This is a genomic window from Cellulosimicrobium sp. So1_17 (assembly GCF_055181235.1).
In genome coordinates this window covers 2,807,777-2,824,720 of sequence record NZ_CM143702.1, presented here as the reverse complement: position 1 = coordinate 2,824,720, position 16,944 = coordinate 2,807,777, and the positions used below count along the sequence as shown (strand labels likewise).

Genomic DNA, 16,944 nt, shown 5'->3' with positions numbered 1-16,944 from the left:
GGTCATTGGCAGGGGGTCGGCAGGTCGTCGGCGCTGTCAGGCCGCGCGCGGGCCGGGGCCCGCGGCGTCGGACGCGGGCCGTGGCTCGGGCGGCCCGCGGAGCACCGAGACCGCGACGCCGACGGCGGCCGCCGTCGTCCCGTGCGTGGACAGCGTCGCACGGACGGGCCGCAGGTCCCGGTTGTACGCGGCTCGGTCGAGCGACCGCTGGACGCGGGGCACGACGACGTCGCCCACCGTGCCCAGGGCGGGCCCGGCGAAGACCACGACGTCGAGGTCGAAGAGGTTCGCGAGCGTGACCGCCGCGAGCCCGAGGGCGTCCCCCGCGTCGCCGAGCAGGCGCGCGGCCGCGACGCTCCCGTCGCGTGCTGCGCGCGCGACGCGCTCGAGCTCGACGAGCGTCTCGTCGGGCCGGCCGGTGAGCCCCAGGTGGTCGAGACCCGGCTCGGCGAGGGCGCGCGCGACGACGGCCTCGGGTCCGGCGAGCACCTCGACGCACCCGCGGTTCCCGCAGCGGCAGCGCGGGCCGACGCGGTCGAGGCTGATGTGGCCGAGCTCGACGGCGTTGCCCGACAGCCCGCGGTAGGCCAGGCCGTCGACGACGACGCCCCCGCCCAGGCCGCTGCTGCAGTAGACGAGCCCGAACGTCGCGGGGGAGCTTCCCGTGACCTGCTCGCCCGCCCACTGCTCACCCACCGCGGCAGCGGTCGCGTCGTTCTCGAGCCGGACGGGCAGACCGAGGCGCGCGGCGAGGTCGGTGACGAGGGGGTACCCGCGCCACGCCGGGGTGGGCTGCGGGGTGAGGAGCACGCCCCGTTCCTCGTCCTGGGGACCGTGCGTCGCGAGGCCCACGCCGAGCACGCGCTCGGCGGCGACGCGCGCGTCGTCGAGCACGGCCCGGACCTGGGCCGCGACGATGCCGAGATAGTCCCCGGGCGCCTCGCGCCCGGTGCCGCGCAGCGCGGACCGGGTGACCGTGCGCCCGGCGAAGTCGAGCAGGACGACGCTCGCCGAGCAGCGGTCGAGCTGGACCCCGACGGCGTACCAGGCCTCGGGGTCGACGGCGAGCAGCCGGCGCGGGGTGCCGCCGGACTTCTGCCGGCCCACCTCCCGGACGAGGCCGTCGGTCACGAGCTCGCGCACGACGTGGGTGATGGTCGCGGGGGTCAGGCCGGTGCGCTCGGCGATCTCGACGCGGCTGAGGGTGCCGGTCGAGCGCACGAGGTCGAGCACGGCCGCGCGGGTCGCGCTCCGGCCGGGTGCGCTGCGGGACATCGTCGTCGACCTCCTGGCTGGTTCGAGGTGCCCGACGCCGGTGCCGAGCCGCGGCGATATCTTGACACGGTAAATTTAGTGGGGCAAGAATCCTCCTGCGGTCATCGCCCAGAACCGGCCACCGTCGGCCGGTCGCCACCCGAGGAGGACCACTGATGTTCCTGCACCGCACCCGAACGCTCACCGTCGCGGCCGCCGCCGTCGCGTCGGTCGCCCTGCTCGCCGGCTGCAGCGGCGGTGCCGGAGACGGCACCACGACCACCGGCGACGGCACGTCGATCACCGTGTTCAACGGCTCGACCGGCACGATCACCGAGAACTTCAACCCGCTGAGCACGACGGCGCTCCAGCCGACGCTCGGCGTGATCTTCCAGCCGCTCTACTGGTACAACCTCGCGAGCGACGCCGAGCCCACGCCGCTCCTCGCCACCGGCCACGAGTGGAACGAGGACGGCACCGTCCTCACGATCACGACCCGGGAGGGCGTGTCGTGGAGCGACGGGCAGCCGTTCACCGCCGCCGACGTCGCCTTCACGTTCAACCTCATCAAGGACACGCCCGCCCTCAACACGAGCGGCCTCGCCGCGACGGCCGAGGCGACCGACGACACCACGGTGACGCTCACGTTCCCCGAGACGTCGTTCATGCAGGAGCCCGCGGTCCTGGGGAACCAGGCGATCGTCCCGGAGCACGTGTGGACGGACGTCGCCGACCCGGTGACGGAGATCAACAGCGACCCCGTCGGCACGGGGCCCTTCACGGTGAAGTCGTTCTCCGCGCAGTCCTACGTGCTCGAGAAGAACCCCGAGTACTGGGAGGAGGGCCTGCCCAAGGTCGACGAGGTGCGCTACATCGCCCTCGACACCGCGGACGCCGCGAGCGCCGCCCTCACCGCGGGCGACGTCGACTGGATGTCGTCGTTCCTGCCCGGGCTCGAGGACCTCATCGAGACGAACCCCGACCTGTCGTACGTGAACACCCCGGCGCTCACGGCGTCGATCTTCACGTGCTCCAACGCCGAGCTCGGGTGCGAGGGGCCGCAGACCGACAAGGCGGTGCGCCAGGCGCTCTACCACGCGATCGACCGGACGCAGCTCAACAACCTCGCGGGCGGCGGGTTCGCCGAGACCGCGTCGCCGACGCTGCTCCTGCCCGAGCGCGACGACCGGTGGATCACCGACAAGGACCTGCTCACGGCGCCCGAGACGGCCGACGTCGACACGGCGAACCAGATCCTCGACGACGCCGGCTGGACGACGGGCGACGACGGCGTCCGCACCAAGGACGGTCAGCGCCTGTCCATGACCATCCAGACCGTCACCGGGTGGAGCGACTTCATCTCGCTCAACGACGCGATGAAGCAGCAGGCCGCGGAGGTCGGGATCGAGCTCGTGCCGAGCCAGGTGGCGTGGAACGAGTGGAACCAGGCCCAGACCGCGGGCACGTTCCAGCTGAGCCTCGACTCGATCGGACTCGGGGCGTCGTCGAACCCGTACTTCACCTACTTCGGGAAGTACGACTCGGCGAACACGGTGAAGGTGGGCGAGACGGCGTCGGCCGGCAACTTCGCGCGGTTCTCGAACCCCGACGTGGACGCGGCGCTCGCGACGGCCCGTGCGACCGACGACGAGGCCGTGCAGACCCAGGAGTACGCGAAGGTCCAGGAGATCATCGCCGACGAGCTGCCGTACATCCCGATCTACGTGAACTCGATGCTCACGGAGTTCAACACGTCGCGGGCGACCGGATGGCCGACCGACGACGACAAGTACGCGATGCCCGCGTCCTGGAAGGCCTGGGACAACGGGATCGTCCTCAAGTCCATCACCCCTGTGGAGAACTGACCCGTCCCTGGACAGGTCCCGGCGTCGCCGCGCGGCGCGCCCCCGCCGACCGCGGTGGCGCCGGGACCACCCAGCCGGGCAGCAGGACGAACAGGGAGGTTCGACCGGTGCGCTTCGTACTCCGGAAGGCGGGCTTCTACGTCGTGGCCCTGTGGGCCGCGCTGACGCTCAACTTCCTCATCCCCCGGCTCATGCCGGGCAACCCCGTCGACATCATGCTCTCGAAGCTCGCGACGAAGGGCCCGGTCACCCCGGCCACGCGCGACGCGATCGAGGCGATGCTCGGCACCGACACCGACGCGTCGCTGTGGAGCCAGTACGTCACGTACCTCCAGGCGCTCGCGCACGGGGACCTCGGGACCTCGGTCGCGTTCTTCCCGGCGGGCGTGGGCCAGGTCATCGGCCAGACGCTGCCGTGGACCATCGGTCTCATCGGCCTGTCGACCGTCGTGTCGTTCGCGATCGGCGTCGGGCTCGGCATGGTCGCCGGGTGGCGGCGCGGGTCGTTCGTCGACAACCTCGTGCCGGCCGCGACGATGCTGCAGTCCGTCCCCTACTTCTGGCTCGCGCTGCTCCTGCTGTTCCTGCTCGGCAGCGTCTGGCCCGTCTTCCCGCTGAGCCACGGCTACGACGTCTACACGTTCGCCGGCCCGGAGCCCACGTGGGCGTTCGTGTCGTCCGTGATCTACCACGGCACGCTGCCCGCGCTGACGATCGTCATCTCGTCGGTCGGCGGCTGGATGCTCGGGATGCGCAACATGATGGTCTCGACCCTCGCCGAGGACTACCTCGTCACGGCCGAGGCCAAGGGCCTGCGGCCGCGCCGCATCCGGTTCGCCTACGCCGCGCGCAACGCGGTCCTGCCGTCGCTGTCCGGCTTCGCCATCTCGCTCGGCTTCGTCGTCGCCGGGTCGATCGTCACCGAGGCGGTGTTCTCGTACCCCGGCATCGGGTCCGCGCTGCTCCAGGCGGTCAACAGCAACGACTACGCGCTCATGCAGGGCGTGTTCCTCGTCATCACCCTGTCCGTGCTCGGGGCGAACCTCCTGGTCGACCTCCTGTACGGCGTGATCGACCCGCGCACGCGGGCCCGGTCCTAGGAGGTCCGCATGGCCATCACCACCCAAGACCCGGCGCTCGCCGCCGAGGAGGCCGTCGAGGCCTCCAGCGGTCGCCGCCGGCGCCGCGTCCTGCCGCCGATGACGCTCAAGCTCGGCGTCGGGCTGACCGTCGCCGGGGCGATCGTCCTGTTCGGCCTCCTCGGGCCGCTGTTCGTCGGGAACCCGTCGACGGTCTCCGACATCGGGCTGTCCCCGCCCGGTCCCGGGCACCCGCTCGGCACGACGCAGACCGGTCAGGACGTCCTCGCCCAGCTCGCGTACGCGACGCGGGGGTCGCTGACGATCGGTCTCGTCGTCGGTGTCCTCACGCTCGTGCTGTCGGCGTTCTTCGGCGTCGTCGGCACGTTCGTCGGCGGCTGGGTCGACGAGGCGTTCTCCCTGTTCTCGAACGTCATGCTCGTGCTCCCCGGCCTCCCGCTGGTCATCGTCATCTCGAGCTACGTGCCGCAGAAGTCGGTGTGGCTCGTCGCGCTGGTCCTCGCGATCACGAGCTGGGCCGGGTCGGCGCGCGTGCTGCGCGGCTACACGCTGTCGCTGCGCGAGCGCGACTACGTGCTCGCGTCGCGCGTGGCCGACGAGCGGAGCTGGCGGATCCTCGCCGTCGAGATCCTGCCGAACCTGGTGCCGATCATCGCGTCGCAGGTCGTGTTCGCGGTGATCTTCGCGATCCTCGGGGAGGCCGGCCTGTCGTTCCTGGGGCTCGGTGCCTCCAACTCCTTCACGTGGGGCACGATGCTCTACTACGCGCAGAACGGCCTCGCGCTGCGCCTCGGGGCGTGGTGGTGGTTCGTGCCGCCGGGCCTCATGCTCGCGCTGTTCGGCGCGGCGCTGTCGCTCATCAACTTCTCCATCGACGAGATCATCAACCCGAAGCTGCGCGCCCAGACCCGCTCCCAGCGCAAGCGGTGGCGCATGTCGCGCGAGCAGCTCCGCGAGGCCGACGAGGTGACGGCATGACCGAGGGCACCCTCCAGGAGCAGCCGGCGGCCGTCGTCGGCTCCCACCCGGTCCTCGAGATCGAGGACTTCTCCGTCACCTACCTGGTCGACCCGCCCGTCCCGGCGGTGCAGCACGTGGACCTCGTGCTGCGCCGCGGCGAGATCCTCGGGCTCGCGGGCGAGAGCGGGTGCGGCAAGTCCACGCTCGCGTACGGCGTGACGCGCCTGCTCAAGCCGCCGGCCGCGATCACGTCGGGCCGGGCGGTGTTCCACTCGCGCGAGGGGTACACCGTCGACCTGTCGTCGCTGCACGGCGAGGACCTGCGGGCGTTCCGCTGGGACAAGGTCGCCATGGTGTTCCAGGGCGCGATGAACTCGCTCAACCCGGTCCTGACGATCCGGTCGCAGCTCGAGGACGTCTTCACGACGCACCGGCCGCAGCTCTCGCGCCGCGAGCGGCGCGCGCGGTGCGGCGAGCTCCTCGAGCGCGTCGGGGTCGACGCGAGCCGGCTCGGCGCCTACCCGCACGAGCTCTCGGGCGGCATGCGCCAGCGCGTCATGATCGCCATGGCGCTCGCCCTCGAGCCGCAGGTGCTCGTCATGGACGAGCCGACGACGGCGCTCGACGTCGTCGTGCAGCGCGAGATCCTGCGCGAGATCACGCGCCTGCGGGCGGAGCTGGGGTTCGCCGTCGTGTTCATCACGCACGACCTGCCGCTCCTGCTGGAGATCAGCGACCGGATTGCCGTCATGCGCGCCGGCCGGATCGTCGAGCAGGCGGACGCCGTGACGCTGTACACCGACCCGCAGCACCCGTACACGCGGCGGCTGCTCGCGTCCTTCCCGTCGCTGACGGGCGAGCGCGGCGACTTCGTCCGGGCGGGCGACGCCGACCTGGGCGAGGAGCAGCTGGACGAGACGCCGCAGGACGTCGGCACGACCGGCGTCGGCACGACCGGCGACGACCTGGACCAGGAGGAGACCGCGTGACCACGCTCGAGGCCCGTGACTTGGTCAAGGACTACCGCCTGCGCAGCGGCCTGCGCTCGACCCGGCTGCGTGCCGTGGACCACGTGAGCTTCACGCTGCAGCCCGGCAGCACGGTCGCGCTCGTCGGGCAGTCCGGGTCGGGCAAGTCCACGATCGCCAAGCTGCTCATGCAGCTCGAACGTCCGTCGTCGGGCGAGATCCTGGTCGACGGCGCCCCCGTGGGCCGGGGCCGGCGCGCGCGGTCCGCGTACCGCAAGGCCGTGCAGATGGTGTTCCAGGACCCGTTCGCGTCGCTCAACCCGTACCACTCGGCGGGCCACCACCTCGCGCGCGCCGTCGCGCTGCACCACCCGGACCTCGACCGGCGGCAGGTGCACGAGCGCGTGCTGCAGCTCCTGCGCCGCGTGCGGCTCGACCCGGCCGAGGAGTACGCGGAACGCAAGCCGCACGAGCTCTCCGGCGGCCAGCGTCAGCGCATCGCGATCGCGCGGGCGCTCGCGCCCGAGCCCGGCATCCTCGTCGCGGACGAGCCCGTGTCGATGCTCGACGTGTCGATCCGGCTCGGGGTGCTCAACCTGCTCGCGCGCCTGCAGCGCGAGGAGAACCTGGGTGTCCTGTACATCACGCACGACCTCGCGACCGCGCGGCACTTCTCGGACGAGGTCATGGTGCTGCACCGCGGCGTGGTGGTCGAGGCAGGCCCTGCCGACGACGTCATCCTGCGGCCGCAGCACGAGTACACGCGCACGCTCGCGGCGGCCGCCCCGGACCCCGAGCGCCGGATCGCGGAGCTGCGGTCGTGACGCGCGGCACCGGCGCACCCCGGCACGTCGTCTTCGCGGGCGACTCGATCACGGAGTGGGGGCGCGACCGCTCCGACCCCGACGACGTCGGCACCGGCTACGTGGGCCTGCTCGCGCGCGGCCCGCTCGCCGGGTCGACCGTCCACAACACCGGGGTCGGCGGTGACCGGGCGAGCGACCTGCTCGCGCGCTGGGAGCGTGACGTCCTGCCGTTCGACGCCGACGTGCTGTCGCTGTACGTCGGGGTCAACGACACCTGGCGTGCGCTCGACGCGGGCGAGCGCACGCTGGTCGCCTCGTTCGAGACGACCCTGCGAGCGCTCGTCGCGCCGTGGCACGCGCGCGGTACCCGCCTCGTGCTCGTCGAGCCGTTCGCGCTGCCGCTCACCGACGCGCAGGCGTGGGCCGACGACCTCGGTCCGAAGCAGGATGCCGTGGCACGCGTCGCACGCGACGTGGGGGCGACGTTCGTCCCGCTCGCCACCGTCATGGCCGACCTCGCCGACGAGATCGGCCCGCGCGCCGTCGCCGCGGACGGCGTCCATCCGACACACGCCGGTCACACGGCGATAGCAGACGCGTGGTGGGATGCGTTCACCCACCGCTCCGAAGGAGATCCCGCATGACGACCGTCGACCTGACCGCCGGCTGGACCCTGCGCGCCACGGCCGGCGACCTGCCCGCCCCGGTACGCGCCGCCGTCGTGCCCGCGACGGTGCCCGGCGACGCGCACACCGCGCTGCTCGCGGCGGGGCTGATCCCCGACCCGTACGTCGACGCGAACGAGACGGAGCTCGCGTGGGCGCACGGGGCGGTCTGGGAGTACCGCCGCGCGCTGCGCCTCGATCCCGCGGGCGAGGACGAGCACGTCGACCTCGTGCTCGACGGCCTCGACACCGTCGCCGACGTGCGGCTGGGCGACGAGACGATCCTGACGAGCCGGAACATGCACCGCTCCCACCGGGTGGACGTCCGCCGGTTCGCCGACGGCGCGGAGCGTGACCTCGTCGTCGGGCTCGGGTCGGCGACGGCGTGGTCGGACGCGGCGAGCGAGCGTCTCGGCGCGCGGCCGTCGGCGTACCCGAACACGTTCAACGCGATCCGGAAGATGGCGTGCTCGTACGGGTGGGACTGGGGTCCCGACCTGCGGACCGCGGGCATCTGGAGGCCCGTGCGCGTCGAGCGCTGGCGTGTCGCGCGCCTGGAACGCGTGCGACCGTTCGTGCACGTCGCCGACCTCGCTCCCGACGGCGCGACCGGCGCGGGCCGGATCGAGGTCCACGTGGACGTGCAGCGCTCGGCGCTGACCGACGCCGGACCGCTCGTGCTCGACGTCGCGCTGGACGTTCCCGGGTCGGGTCCGGCCGGGTCCGGGTCGGCAGGGTCCGGGTCCGCGACCGCGGTCCCGGGCGGGGGGCGGGCGCCGCGGGCGCGCGTCGAGGTGCCGGCCGGCGCGACGTCGGCCGTCGTGACGCTCGACGTCCCGGACGTACCCGTGTGGTGGCCCGTGGGGTACGGCGCGCAGCCGCTCGTCGGGGTCGAGGTCACGCTCTCGACGCCCGACGGGGCCGCGCTCGACGGCGCCGTGCTCGACAGGTGGGAGCGGCGCGTCGGGTTCCGCACGGTGCGGCTCGACACGACGCCGGACGAGCACGGCACGCCCTTCGTGCTGCACGTCAACGAGCGCCCGGTCTTCGTGCGCGGCGCGAACTGGATCCCCGACGACCACCTCGTCACGCGCCTCACGCGCGACCGGCTGGCCCGGCGGCTCGACCAGGCCGTCGACGGCAACCTCAACCTGCTGCGCGTGTGGGGCGGCGGGATGTACGAGTCGGAGGACTTCTACGACCTCGCCGACGAGCGCGGGCTCCTCGTGTGGCAGGACTTCCTCCTCGCGTGCGCGGCCTACAGCGAGGACGACGAGCTCTGGGCGGAGATCGAGGCCGAGGCGCGCGAGAACGTCGCGCGGCTCGTCCCGCACCCGTCGCTCGTCGTCTGGAACGGCGGGAACGAGAACGTGTGGGGCCACGAGGACTGGGGCTGGAAGGAGCGCCTCGGCGGGCAGGCCTGGGGCGAGGGGTACGCGCGCGACCTGCTGCCGCGCGTCGTCGCGGAGGTCGACCCGACGCGCCCGTACACGGACAACAGCCCGTACAGCCCCGGCCGGCCCGACCTGCACCCCAACGACCCCGACCACGGCACGCACCACCAGTGGGAGGTGTGGAACCGCGTCGACTACCGCGCGTACCGGGACGAGGTGCCGCGCTTCTGCTCCGAGTTCGGGTTCCAGGGCCCGCCGACGTGGCGCACGCTCACGGACGCGGTGCACGCCGTCGACGGCGGTCCGCTCGCCGACGCGCCCGACCCCACCGCGGACCCCGTGTGGCTCGTGCACCAGAAGGCCGACGACGGCAACGGCAAGCTCGACCGCGGCATGGCGCCGCACCTCGGCGTCCCTGCGCGCTTCGAGGACTGGCACTGGGCCGCGCAGCTCAACCAGGCCCGCGCCGTCGCGCACGCGCTCGACCACTACCGGTCGTGGTGGCCGCGGACGGCCGGCGCGATCGTCTGGCAGCTCAACGACTGCTGGCCGGTGACGAGCTGGTCCGCGGTCGACTCCGCGGAGCGGCCCAAGCCGCTCTGGTACGCGATGCGGCGGGCGTTCGCGCCGCGGGCGCTCGCGGTGGTCGAGCGCGACGGGTCGCCGCACGTCGCCGTCGTCAACGACCACGACGAGCCGTGGCGCGGCGCGCTGTCGATGCGGCTCGAACGGCTCGACGGGATGGACCCGGCGCGCGGGACGGTCGCGGTGTCGGTGCCGCCGCGCTCGGTGCTGCTCGTCGCGGTCCCCGCCACGCTCGCGCGGCCCGCGGACCCGACGGACGCGGTGCTCGTCGTGGACCTCGGTCCGGAGCGGGTCGTGCACACGTTCGTCGAGGACGTGCACCTGCGCCTCGACCCGCACGCCGCCGAGGTCCGGGCCGAGCGGTGCGCCGGCGGGTACCGCGTGCACGTGCGGGCCCGCTCGCTCGTGCGCGACGTCGCGGTCCTCGCGGACCGGCTCGCGCCCGACGCGGTCGCCGACGACGCCCTGCTGAGCCTGCCCGCGGGCAGCACCGCGACGATCACGGTGACCACCGCGGCCGAGCTGGACCCGGCCGCGCTCACCGCGGCCCCCGTGCTGCGCAGCGCCAACGACCTCCGTGCCGTCCCGCAGCGCGCGGGCGTGCGCGGCCTGGAGGCCGCCGCCGCGAGATAGAACCGCCGGTCGCGAGAGAGAAGCCGCGGAGTTCTACCTCGCGACCTGCGGTTCTATCCCGCGACAGAGCGGCACGGCCGGTCCTGTGGACAGGACTGCGGACGCCGCGAGCCGGTCCGCTAGGGTGTGCGCGGCCCGACGCCGCGGGCCCGGTCCGGGCGGTTCGTCCCGGGTCGGTCGCGCCGTCCTCGGGAGCTGAGCCGTGCACCGCAACCTCGTCCACGTCTTCGACGTGACGGGAGCCGACCCGCGCCTGCTCGACGACGAGGCGACGGTGCGCGCGTCGCTCGACGCGGTCGTGCGGATCGCGGGCATGACGCCCCTCGGCGAGGTCGCGCACCGGTTCGAGCCGCAGGGCACGAGCGTCGCGATCCTCCTCGCGGAGTCGCACCTCGCCGTGCACACGTGGCCCGAGCACGGCGCCGCGTACGTGACCCTGACGACGTGCCGCGCGCCGTCGTCCCCGACGTTCGCCGAGGACGTGCGCGCCCTCCTCGGCGACGTGTTCGCCGCGGGCGACGTCGCCGTGCGGAGCCTCGTGTGAGCGGAGGGCGGCGCCTCGCGCTCCGGGTCGGGGAGGAGCTCGTGGCGACCGGCACGGGACGGGACGCCGTGCGCACGACGGTGCGCGCGTCGGCGGTGCTCGAGATGCGCGAGGCCGGCACGACGTTCACGTGGGAGGAGTGGCAGCTCCTCGGGCACGACGGCTCGGACGTGTGGCTCGAGTACGACCACGACGAGCGCGAGCTCACGCTGTACCGGCCCACGGAGTCGGTCCCGCCCGTCGTCGACCTGTCCGGTCTGCACCGCGGGAGGCAGCTCGACCTGCGGCTCGACGGCCGGCCGCACCGTCTCACGGTGCGCGAGCGCGGGACGGGCACCGTGCGGTCCGTCGAGGGGACCTTCGCCGAGCCGTTCGTGCCCGGCCAGCAGGTCGAGTACGCCGACCTGACCGGGCACGGCGTCGTCGTGTCGGTCGAGCGCACCACCGGACCGCTCGGTCCCGTGACGAGCGTCTACGCGGGGCGGCGCCTCGACGTCGCGGAGCAGACGCGGTTGTTCGGCCGTCGTCTCACGCCGCGCTCGCGCTCGGGCGGAGTCGTCGCCGCGGTGGTCGGGGCGTTCGTGCTGCTCCTCTCCTTCGGCGCGTGCCAGGCGAGCCGGGCCGACGACGCGTCGTGCACGCCACGGTCCGTCGTGACGACCGCGCCCGCGAGCGGGGCCCCGACCCCGGTCGCGACCGACTCCTCGACGTCGTGCTACCGCCGCACGCTCTACGGCGGCGGGGGTGTCGGGAAGTGAGGCGCCGCACCGGCGTCGTGCCCTGGCCGCCCCGCTTTTCCTGACCGTCCACCCCTCACCCAGGAGATTCCGTGTCCGTCGCCTCGCTCGCGTTCCTGTGGGCCTTCCTGTCCACGATCCTCTACTCGGTGCTCGGCATCGTCCTGCTCCTGGTCACGATCGTCGTGGCGAACAAGCTCTTCCGCCTGAACCTGCACCGCGAGCTCGTCGACGAGCACAACGTCGCGTTCGGCGTGATGATCGCGGGCCTGGCCATCGCGATCGGCCTCATCATCGCGGGGACCATCAGCTCCTGAGCATGGTCGACCAGCACGCACCGGCGGCCGTCCTCGACCCTGCCCCGGCGGACGACGGCGGCTCCGCGGACCTCCCGCGCACCGGGCGCACGCGCCGCATGGACCGTCCGACGGTGTTCGCGGCGGCCCTGCTCGTCGCCGTCGGCGGCATCGTCTACGAGCTGATCCTCGGCACGGCGGCGTCGTACCTGTTCGGGGACTCCGTCGTCGCGTTCTCGGTCGCGACGGGCCTGACGCTCTTCGGCATGGGTCTCGGCTCGCTGCTCGCGCCGCGGCTGCAGCGCGAGGCGGGGCTGAACTTCGTCCGCAACGAGCTCGTGCTCAGCCTGCTCGGCGGCACGTCGGTGCTCGTGCTGTTCTGGGCGTACGCGCAGACCGAGCTGTACTGGCCGGTGTTCGTGCTGCTGTCCCTCGCGATCGGGACGGCGATCGGGGTCGAGATCCCGCTGCTCGTCGCGCTCCTCAAGGAGCACGGGCGCGACGAGTCGGTGTCGCTGCTGTCGAAGGTGCTCGCGCTCGACTACTTCGGCGCGCTCGCCGCGTCGCTGCTGTTCCCGTTCCTCCTCCTGCCGTACCTCGGCCTCGTGCGCACCGCGTTCGCCGTCGCGGTGCTCAACGTGGCCGTCGCGCTGTTCATGCTCGCGCGTCTGGGCCACCCGCCGCGCTGGACGGCGCTGACGTGGGTGACGCTCGCCGTGCTGCTCGGAGGGTTCGGTGCCTCGACGTGGCTCGAGACGTCGATCAGCGCCCGGATGTACACCGACCCCGTCGTCGTGCAGGAGTCGAGCGCGTACCAGCGGCTCGTCGTCACCGACTACCGGGGTGACGTGCGGTTGTACCTGAACGACCAGCTCCAGTTCTCGTCCGTCGACGAGGCCCGGTACCACGAGACCCTCGCGCACGCGGCGATGACGTCGGTCGCGGCGCCCGCGTCGGTCGCGATCCTCGGCGGCGGCGACGGCCTGCTCGCGCGCGAGGTGCTGCGGTACGGGTCCGTGCGGGACGTCACGCTCGTCGACCTCGACCCCGCGGTGACCGACCTCGCGCGCGAGAACCGCCTCCTCGCGGACCTCAACGAGCACGCGCTCGACGACGAGCGCGTCACCGTCGTCAACGCCGACGCGTTCCGCTGGCTCGACGAGACGGACGCGTCGTTCGACGTGGTGCTCGTCGACCTCGTCGACCCGTCGGGCGAGCGTGTCGCGAAGCTCTACTCGCAGGAGTTCTACGCGATGGTCGCCGCGCACCTGCGCCCGGGCGGCGCGTTCGCGACGCAGGCGACGTCCACGTACTTCACGCCGCACGCGTTCTGGCAGGTGGTGGCGACGGCCGAGGCAGCCGCACCCGACCGCGTCGTCGTGCCGCTGGGCGTCAACGTCCCGTCGTTCGGCGAGTGGGGCTTCGTCCTCTCGGTGCCCGGCCAGGTGCCCAGCCAGGTGCCCGACGACGCCGCTGGGCTCTTCGCCCGCACGCCGCTTCCCGACGGGCTCCGCTTCCACGACGCCGCGTCGCTCGCCGCGACGACGCGCCTGCCCGCCGACAACCCCCGGCGCGACCTGCCGCCGTCGACGCTGCTCTCACCGGTCGTCCAGCGCACCTACCAGCAGGACATGCGGGCCTGGCGGTACTGAGCAGCGCTACTGCTGAGCGGAGCGCTCAGCGCCCTGCGGTGACCGCCTCCAGCGCGTCGAGCGCCGCGAACGGGTCGTCCGGCCGCTGCGGGTCGGGGCTCACGGGCGCCATCACGACGCTCGACACGCCGTGCTCGCCGAGCAGCGCGAGGCGGTCGCGCACGTCCGACGGCGTCCCGGTCACGGTGAGCGCGTCGACCCACGCGGCGGGTGCCGCCGCGGCGAACGCCTCGGGCGACGCGCTCTCGCGGGCCAGCGCGCGCAGCTCGTCCGCGAACGGCAGCGGGTCGACGTGGACGGCCCAGTCGGGCAGCGCGAGGACCGCGAGACCCGGGCGCGCCAGCGACCGGGCCAGCGCCGCGTCGTCGTGCACCACGCCGTGCGCGAACGCGACGATCCGGTGCTCCGGCGGCACGGCGTCCCCGGCCGCCGCACGCCCGGCGTCGATCGACGCGCGGACCCCCGCGAGGTACTCGGGCGTGACCGGCATGTCGAGGATCGTGCCGTCCGCCGCCTGGCCCGACACCTCGAGCGAGCGCGGACCCCGCACGCCGAGGAGCACCGGGGGAGCCACGGCGGGCGGGGCGTGCAGCGCGACGTCGTCCACCTGCACGTAGCGCCCGGAGGTCGACACGGTCTCGCCGTGCAGCAGCGCACGCACCGCCGTCGTCGTCTCCTCGAGCATCGCGAGCGGGCTCGCGGGCCACACCCCGATCTGCCGCATCCACGACGGCATGCCGTGACCGAGCCCGAGCTGGAGGCGGCCCGGGTGCAGCGAGGCGAGCGTCGCGGCCTCCATCGCGGCGGTCGACGGCGCGCGCGTCGCCGCCGGGAGGATGCCGATCCCGACGCCGATCCGCTCCGTCGTCGCGAGGATCGTCGCGGCCTGCGCGATCCCGCCCAGGAAGGTGAGGTCCTCGACGACCCACACCTCGTCGAGCCCGACCTCCTCCGCGCGCCGGGCGAACGGCACGATGCGGTCGGCGGGCAGCGTGCGGGGGAGCATCACCCCGAGCGCGGGACGGCGTGCGGGGGCGGGCGTCGACGAGACGGTCGAGAGGTCTGCGGGCATGACGTGACCGTACGGGACGAACCGGTCAGGCGGGAGCGCCCGCGCCCGGGGCCGCACCCGTGACGTTGACCATCCACACCGTGCCGAACCGGTCCGTGAGCATGCCGAACTCGTCGCCCCACGGGGCGGTCTCGATCGCCATGACGTCGCGCGCGCCGTCGGACAGCGCGGTGAACCACGCGTGGAGGCGCTCGCTGTCCGCCTGCTCGCCGAAGAGCGCGACCGACGAGCTGACCGCCGGCGGCATCCCGGGCGCGGTGTCGGACGCCATGAGGGTGCCGACGCCCTCCACGACGAGCTGGGAGTGCATGACCTTCTTCGCCTGCTCGGGGTCGTCGACGGGTCCCACCGAGTCGAAAGTGCTGACCTCGGGCGTCACGCCGAACACCGATGCGTAGAAGTCGACCGCCTCGCGGGCGTTCCCGTCGAAGGTCAGGTAGGGGCTGAGCTGCACGGTCATGGTCGTGTCCTCTCGTGGTGCGGTTCGGGGACGGCGCGCCGTGAGGTGGCGCCACGAGTGGTGGACCGGTGCCGTGCTCCCGACTCATCGTCGCGTCGTCGCCAGCAGTGGTCGACGTCTCACGCATGTCCTGCTCGACAGCGCACACGTCATCTGGTCGACGTACCCGCGCCGGCGCGGGAGCCTTCCCGCGGTGCCGGGTCCAGAGAAATAGCCGGGCGTCGAGAACACCGGCGGGCCTACTGTCGAGACATGGTCACCGATGTCGCCAGCCTCCCCTCCGAGCGCCTTGCCGCGCTGGACGACCACCTGCTCGCCGCGGCGGAGAAGGACGAGTTCTCCGGCGTGGTGCGGATCGAGCGCGACGGCGAGGAGGTCTTCGAGCGCGCGTACGGGGTCGCGTCGCGGCGCTGGGGCGTCCCGGTCCGCACGACGACGCGGTTCGACGTCGCGTCGGTGACGAAGCTGTTCACCGCCGTCGCGGTGCTCCAGCTCGTCGGCGAGGGCCGCCTCGGTCTCGACGACCGGGTCCACGACCACGTCGACCTCGCCGGCACGGCGATCCCGCGCGAGGTGACGATCCGGCACCTGCTCACCCACTCGTCGGGCATCGCGGACGACGCCGACGAGGAGGCCGGCGAGTCGTACGAGGCGCTGTGGGTCGACCGCCCGAGCTACTCCGTCACGCGCACGGCGGACTTCCTCCCCGGGTTCGTCCACAAGGAGCCGAACTTCCCGCCCGGCGAGGGCTGCCGCTACTGCAACGTCGGCTTCGTCCTCGCGGGCCTCGCCCTCGAGAACGTCACGGGGTCGTCGTACCGCGACCACGTCCGCGAGCACGTGTTCGCGCGTGCCGGCATGGCCGACTCGGGCTTCTTCCGCATGGACGAGGCCGTGCCCGACGTCGCGGAGGGCTGGGAGCCGGTGCACGACGACGACGAGCGCGTCACCGGGTGGCGGCAGAACATCTACTCCTACCCGCCCGTGGGCTCGCCCGACGGCGGCGCGCACGTCACGGCGCGCGACCTCACCCGGTTCCTCGCGGCCGTCCGCGGGGGCGAGCTCCTGCCGCCCGACCTCACGCGCGCCTTCCTCACGCCGCAGGTGAAGCACGACGACGGAGACACCGAGGAGACCGACGAGAAGACCGGCCCGGACCTCCCGCCTGGGGACCGCGCCGCCGAGGTGCACTACGGGTTCGGCCTCGAGTTCGAGCTCCTCGCCGACGGGAGCGTGCGCTCGGCGTACAAGGAGGGCATCAACACCGGGTCGAGCGCGATGCTGCGCCACTACCCGGACCCGGCACCGACCGGGTCGGGGGACCTTCCGCCCGCCGGAGGCCCGGGGGTGACGGTCGCCGTCGTCTCCAACCTCGAGGGCGGGGCCTGGGAGCCCGTCCGGTTCATCGACGCGCTCGTCCGGGGCTGAGCGGGCCGGGAGATCAGGCGAGCGACCCGACCGCCTTCTCGATGCGCCGCTGCCGGGTCTCCGGGGTCTTCGCCGCGTCGAGGGGCTCGACGAGCGCTCGCTGCCTCGAGTACGACAGGGCGTCGAACGCACCACGCGCCCCGGCGGACCTGAGCGCGGTCGCGAGGTCGTCCGGTACGTCCACCGTGCGCGGGGCGTCGTCGACCTCGACGTCGATCTCCACCTCGTCCCCCGCGCTCACGCCTGCGGCCTCGCGGCTCGCCGCGCTGAGCGAGATGACGAACTGGCCGCGGTAGAACGTCAGCGAGCTCCGGTAGGTGTGCCCGCCGATCGTGACGCGCACGGGGAACCTCCGCCCCTGCCCGAACGACAGGGCCACGTCCTCCGGGATCGGCAGCCCCGTCGTCGTGCCGCCGCCCGCCTCCACCGTCGTCGTGATGCGCATGTCGGTCCTCTCCTCGCTCGTCAGGCTCGCCACCTGCCCACGAGACCTCCACAGGCTCTCGAACTCATCGGTGCCGTGTC

The 16,944-nt window shown here is 73.4% G+C and carries 16 protein-coding genes; 12 read left to right on the top strand and 4 right to left on the bottom strand.

Going from position 1 to position 16,944, the window contains the following annotated elements:
• Window positions 1-36 precede the first annotated feature (36 nt).
• A complete protein-coding gene (locus ACZCLJ_RS12385; protein WP_463103909.1) occupies window positions 37-1,275 on the bottom strand; it encodes an ROK family transcriptional regulator in 1,239 nt (412 codons plus the stop codon).
• A gap of 155 nt (window positions 1,276-1,430) precedes the next feature.
• Between ACZCLJ_RS12385 and ACZCLJ_RS12380 the strand changes: the two genes are divergently transcribed.
• From ACZCLJ_RS12380 to ACZCLJ_RS12330, 11 genes are all read left to right on the top strand, one after another.
• Entirely contained in the window at window positions 1,431-3,119 is a 1,689-nt protein-coding gene (locus ACZCLJ_RS12380) for an ABC transporter substrate-binding protein (RefSeq protein ID WP_463103908.1), read from the top strand.
• Between the two features lie 107 nt (window positions 3,120-3,226).
• Complete coding sequence (locus ACZCLJ_RS12375) at window positions 3,227-4,219, top strand: ABC transporter permease (protein ID WP_251151977.1); 993 nt, start codon at window positions 3,227-3,229, stop codon at window positions 4,217-4,219.
• A gap of 9 nt (window positions 4,220-4,228) precedes the next feature.
• Window positions 4,229-5,197: an ABC transporter permease gene (locus tag ACZCLJ_RS12370; protein ID WP_251151978.1), complete on the top strand. Its 969-nt coding sequence runs from the start codon at window positions 4,229-4,231 to the stop codon at window positions 5,195-5,197.
• On the top strand, window positions 5,194-6,168 hold the full coding sequence (locus ACZCLJ_RS12365; RefSeq protein ID WP_463103907.1) for an ABC transporter ATP-binding protein: 975 nt from the start codon (window positions 5,194-5,196) through the stop codon (window positions 6,166-6,168). The genes ACZCLJ_RS12370 and ACZCLJ_RS12365 overlap by 4 nt, the downstream gene beginning before the upstream one ends.
• The gene (locus ACZCLJ_RS12360; protein ID WP_251151980.1) at window positions 6,165-6,971 is read left to right on the top strand and encodes an ABC transporter ATP-binding protein; all 807 of its coding nucleotides are present in this window, start codon (window positions 6,165-6,167) and stop codon (window positions 6,969-6,971) included. The genes ACZCLJ_RS12365 and ACZCLJ_RS12360 overlap by 4 nt, the downstream gene beginning before the upstream one ends.
• Window positions 6,968-7,597, top strand: coding sequence for an SGNH/GDSL hydrolase family protein (locus tag ACZCLJ_RS12355; protein ID WP_463103906.1), 630 nt, complete (start codon window positions 6,968-6,970; stop codon window positions 7,595-7,597). Before ACZCLJ_RS12360 ends, ACZCLJ_RS12355 begins: the two co-directional genes overlap by 4 nt.
• Window positions 7,594-10,230 (top strand): glycoside hydrolase family 2 protein, encoded by a 2,637-nt coding sequence (locus ACZCLJ_RS12350; RefSeq protein ID WP_463103905.1) that lies wholly within the window; start codon window positions 7,594-7,596, stop codon window positions 10,228-10,230. The genes ACZCLJ_RS12355 and ACZCLJ_RS12350 overlap by 4 nt, the downstream gene beginning before the upstream one ends.
• Before the next feature lie 202 nt (window positions 10,231-10,432).
• The gene (locus ACZCLJ_RS12345) at window positions 10,433-10,774 is read left to right on the top strand and encodes an S-adenosylmethionine decarboxylase family protein (protein ID WP_463103904.1); all 342 of its coding nucleotides are present in this window, start codon (window positions 10,433-10,435) and stop codon (window positions 10,772-10,774) included.
• Window positions 10,771-11,532: a DUF4178 domain-containing protein gene (locus ACZCLJ_RS12340; protein WP_463103903.1), complete on the top strand. Its 762-nt coding sequence runs from the start codon at window positions 10,771-10,773 to the stop codon at window positions 11,530-11,532. Before ACZCLJ_RS12345 ends, ACZCLJ_RS12340 begins: the two co-directional genes overlap by 4 nt.
• 71 nt (window positions 11,533-11,603) lie before the next feature.
• Complete coding sequence (locus tag ACZCLJ_RS12335; RefSeq protein ID WP_251151985.1) at window positions 11,604-11,828, top strand: DUF350 domain-containing protein; 225 nt, start codon at window positions 11,604-11,606, stop codon at window positions 11,826-11,828.
• A gap of 2 nt (window positions 11,829-11,830) precedes the next feature.
• Window positions 11,831-13,459: a polyamine aminopropyltransferase gene (locus tag ACZCLJ_RS12330; RefSeq protein WP_463103902.1), complete on the top strand. Its 1,629-nt coding sequence runs from the start codon at window positions 11,831-11,833 to the stop codon at window positions 13,457-13,459.
• Between the two features lie 25 nt (window positions 13,460-13,484).
• Here the strand turns inward: ACZCLJ_RS12330 and ACZCLJ_RS12325 are convergent, their stop codons facing one another.
• Both ACZCLJ_RS12325 and ACZCLJ_RS12320 read right to left on the bottom strand, forming a co-directional pair.
• A complete protein-coding gene (locus ACZCLJ_RS12325) occupies window positions 13,485-14,531 on the bottom strand; it encodes an LLM class flavin-dependent oxidoreductase (protein ID WP_463103901.1) in 1,047 nt (348 codons plus the stop codon).
• Window positions 14,532-14,556: 25 nt separating this feature from the next.
• Window positions 14,557-14,991, bottom strand: coding sequence for a VOC family protein (locus ACZCLJ_RS12320; protein ID WP_463103900.1), 435 nt, complete (start codon window positions 14,989-14,991; stop codon window positions 14,557-14,559).
• A gap of 252 nt (window positions 14,992-15,243) precedes the next feature.
• Here ACZCLJ_RS12320 and ACZCLJ_RS12315 point away from each other — a divergent pair, with 252 nt between their 5' ends.
• Window positions 15,244-16,419 carry a serine hydrolase domain-containing protein gene (locus ACZCLJ_RS12315; RefSeq protein WP_251151989.1) on the top strand — a complete coding sequence of 392 codons (1,176 nt, stop codon included), beginning with the start codon at window positions 15,244-15,246 and terminating at the stop codon, window positions 16,417-16,419.
• Between the two features lie 13 nt (window positions 16,420-16,432).
• Here the strand turns inward: ACZCLJ_RS12315 and ACZCLJ_RS12310 are convergent, their stop codons facing one another.
• Window positions 16,433-16,864: a DUF1905 domain-containing protein gene (locus ACZCLJ_RS12310; RefSeq protein WP_463103899.1), complete on the bottom strand. Its 432-nt coding sequence runs from the start codon at window positions 16,862-16,864 to the stop codon at window positions 16,433-16,435.
• Window positions 16,865-16,944 lie beyond the last annotated feature (80 nt).

Coding starts and splice junctions, on each gene's coding strand:
- ACZCLJ_RS12385 (WP_463103909.1), bottom strand. CDS start 1,275: ATGTCCCGCAGCGCACCCGGCCGGAGCGCGACCCGCGCGGCCGTGCTC.
- ACZCLJ_RS12380 (WP_463103908.1), top strand. CDS start 1,431: ATGTTCCTGCACCGCACCCGAACGCTCACCGTCGCGGCCGCCGCCGTC.
- ACZCLJ_RS12370 (WP_251151978.1), top strand. CDS start 4,229: ATGGCCATCACCACCCAAGACCCGGCGCTCGCCGCCGAGGAGGCCGTC.
- ACZCLJ_RS12365 (WP_463103907.1), top strand. CDS start 5,194: ATGACCGAGGGCACCCTCCAGGAGCAGCCGGCGGCCGTCGTCGGCTCC.
- ACZCLJ_RS12350 (WP_463103905.1), top strand. CDS start 7,594: ATGACGACCGTCGACCTGACCGCCGGCTGGACCCTGCGCGCCACGGCC.
- ACZCLJ_RS12330 (WP_463103902.1), top strand. CDS start 11,831: ATGGTCGACCAGCACGCACCGGCGGCCGTCCTCGACCCTGCCCCGGCG.
- ACZCLJ_RS12325 (WP_463103901.1), bottom strand. CDS start 14,531: ATGCCCGCAGACCTCTCGACCGTCTCGTCGACGCCCGCCCCCGCACGC.
- ACZCLJ_RS12320 (WP_463103900.1), bottom strand. CDS start 14,991: ATGACCGTGCAGCTCAGCCCCTACCTGACCTTCGACGGGAACGCCCGC.
- ACZCLJ_RS12315 (WP_251151989.1), top strand. CDS start 15,244: ATGGTCACCGATGTCGCCAGCCTCCCCTCCGAGCGCCTTGCCGCGCTG.
- ACZCLJ_RS12310 (WP_463103899.1), bottom strand. CDS start 16,864: ATGCGCATCACGACGACGGTGGAGGCGGGCGGCGGCACGACGACGGGG.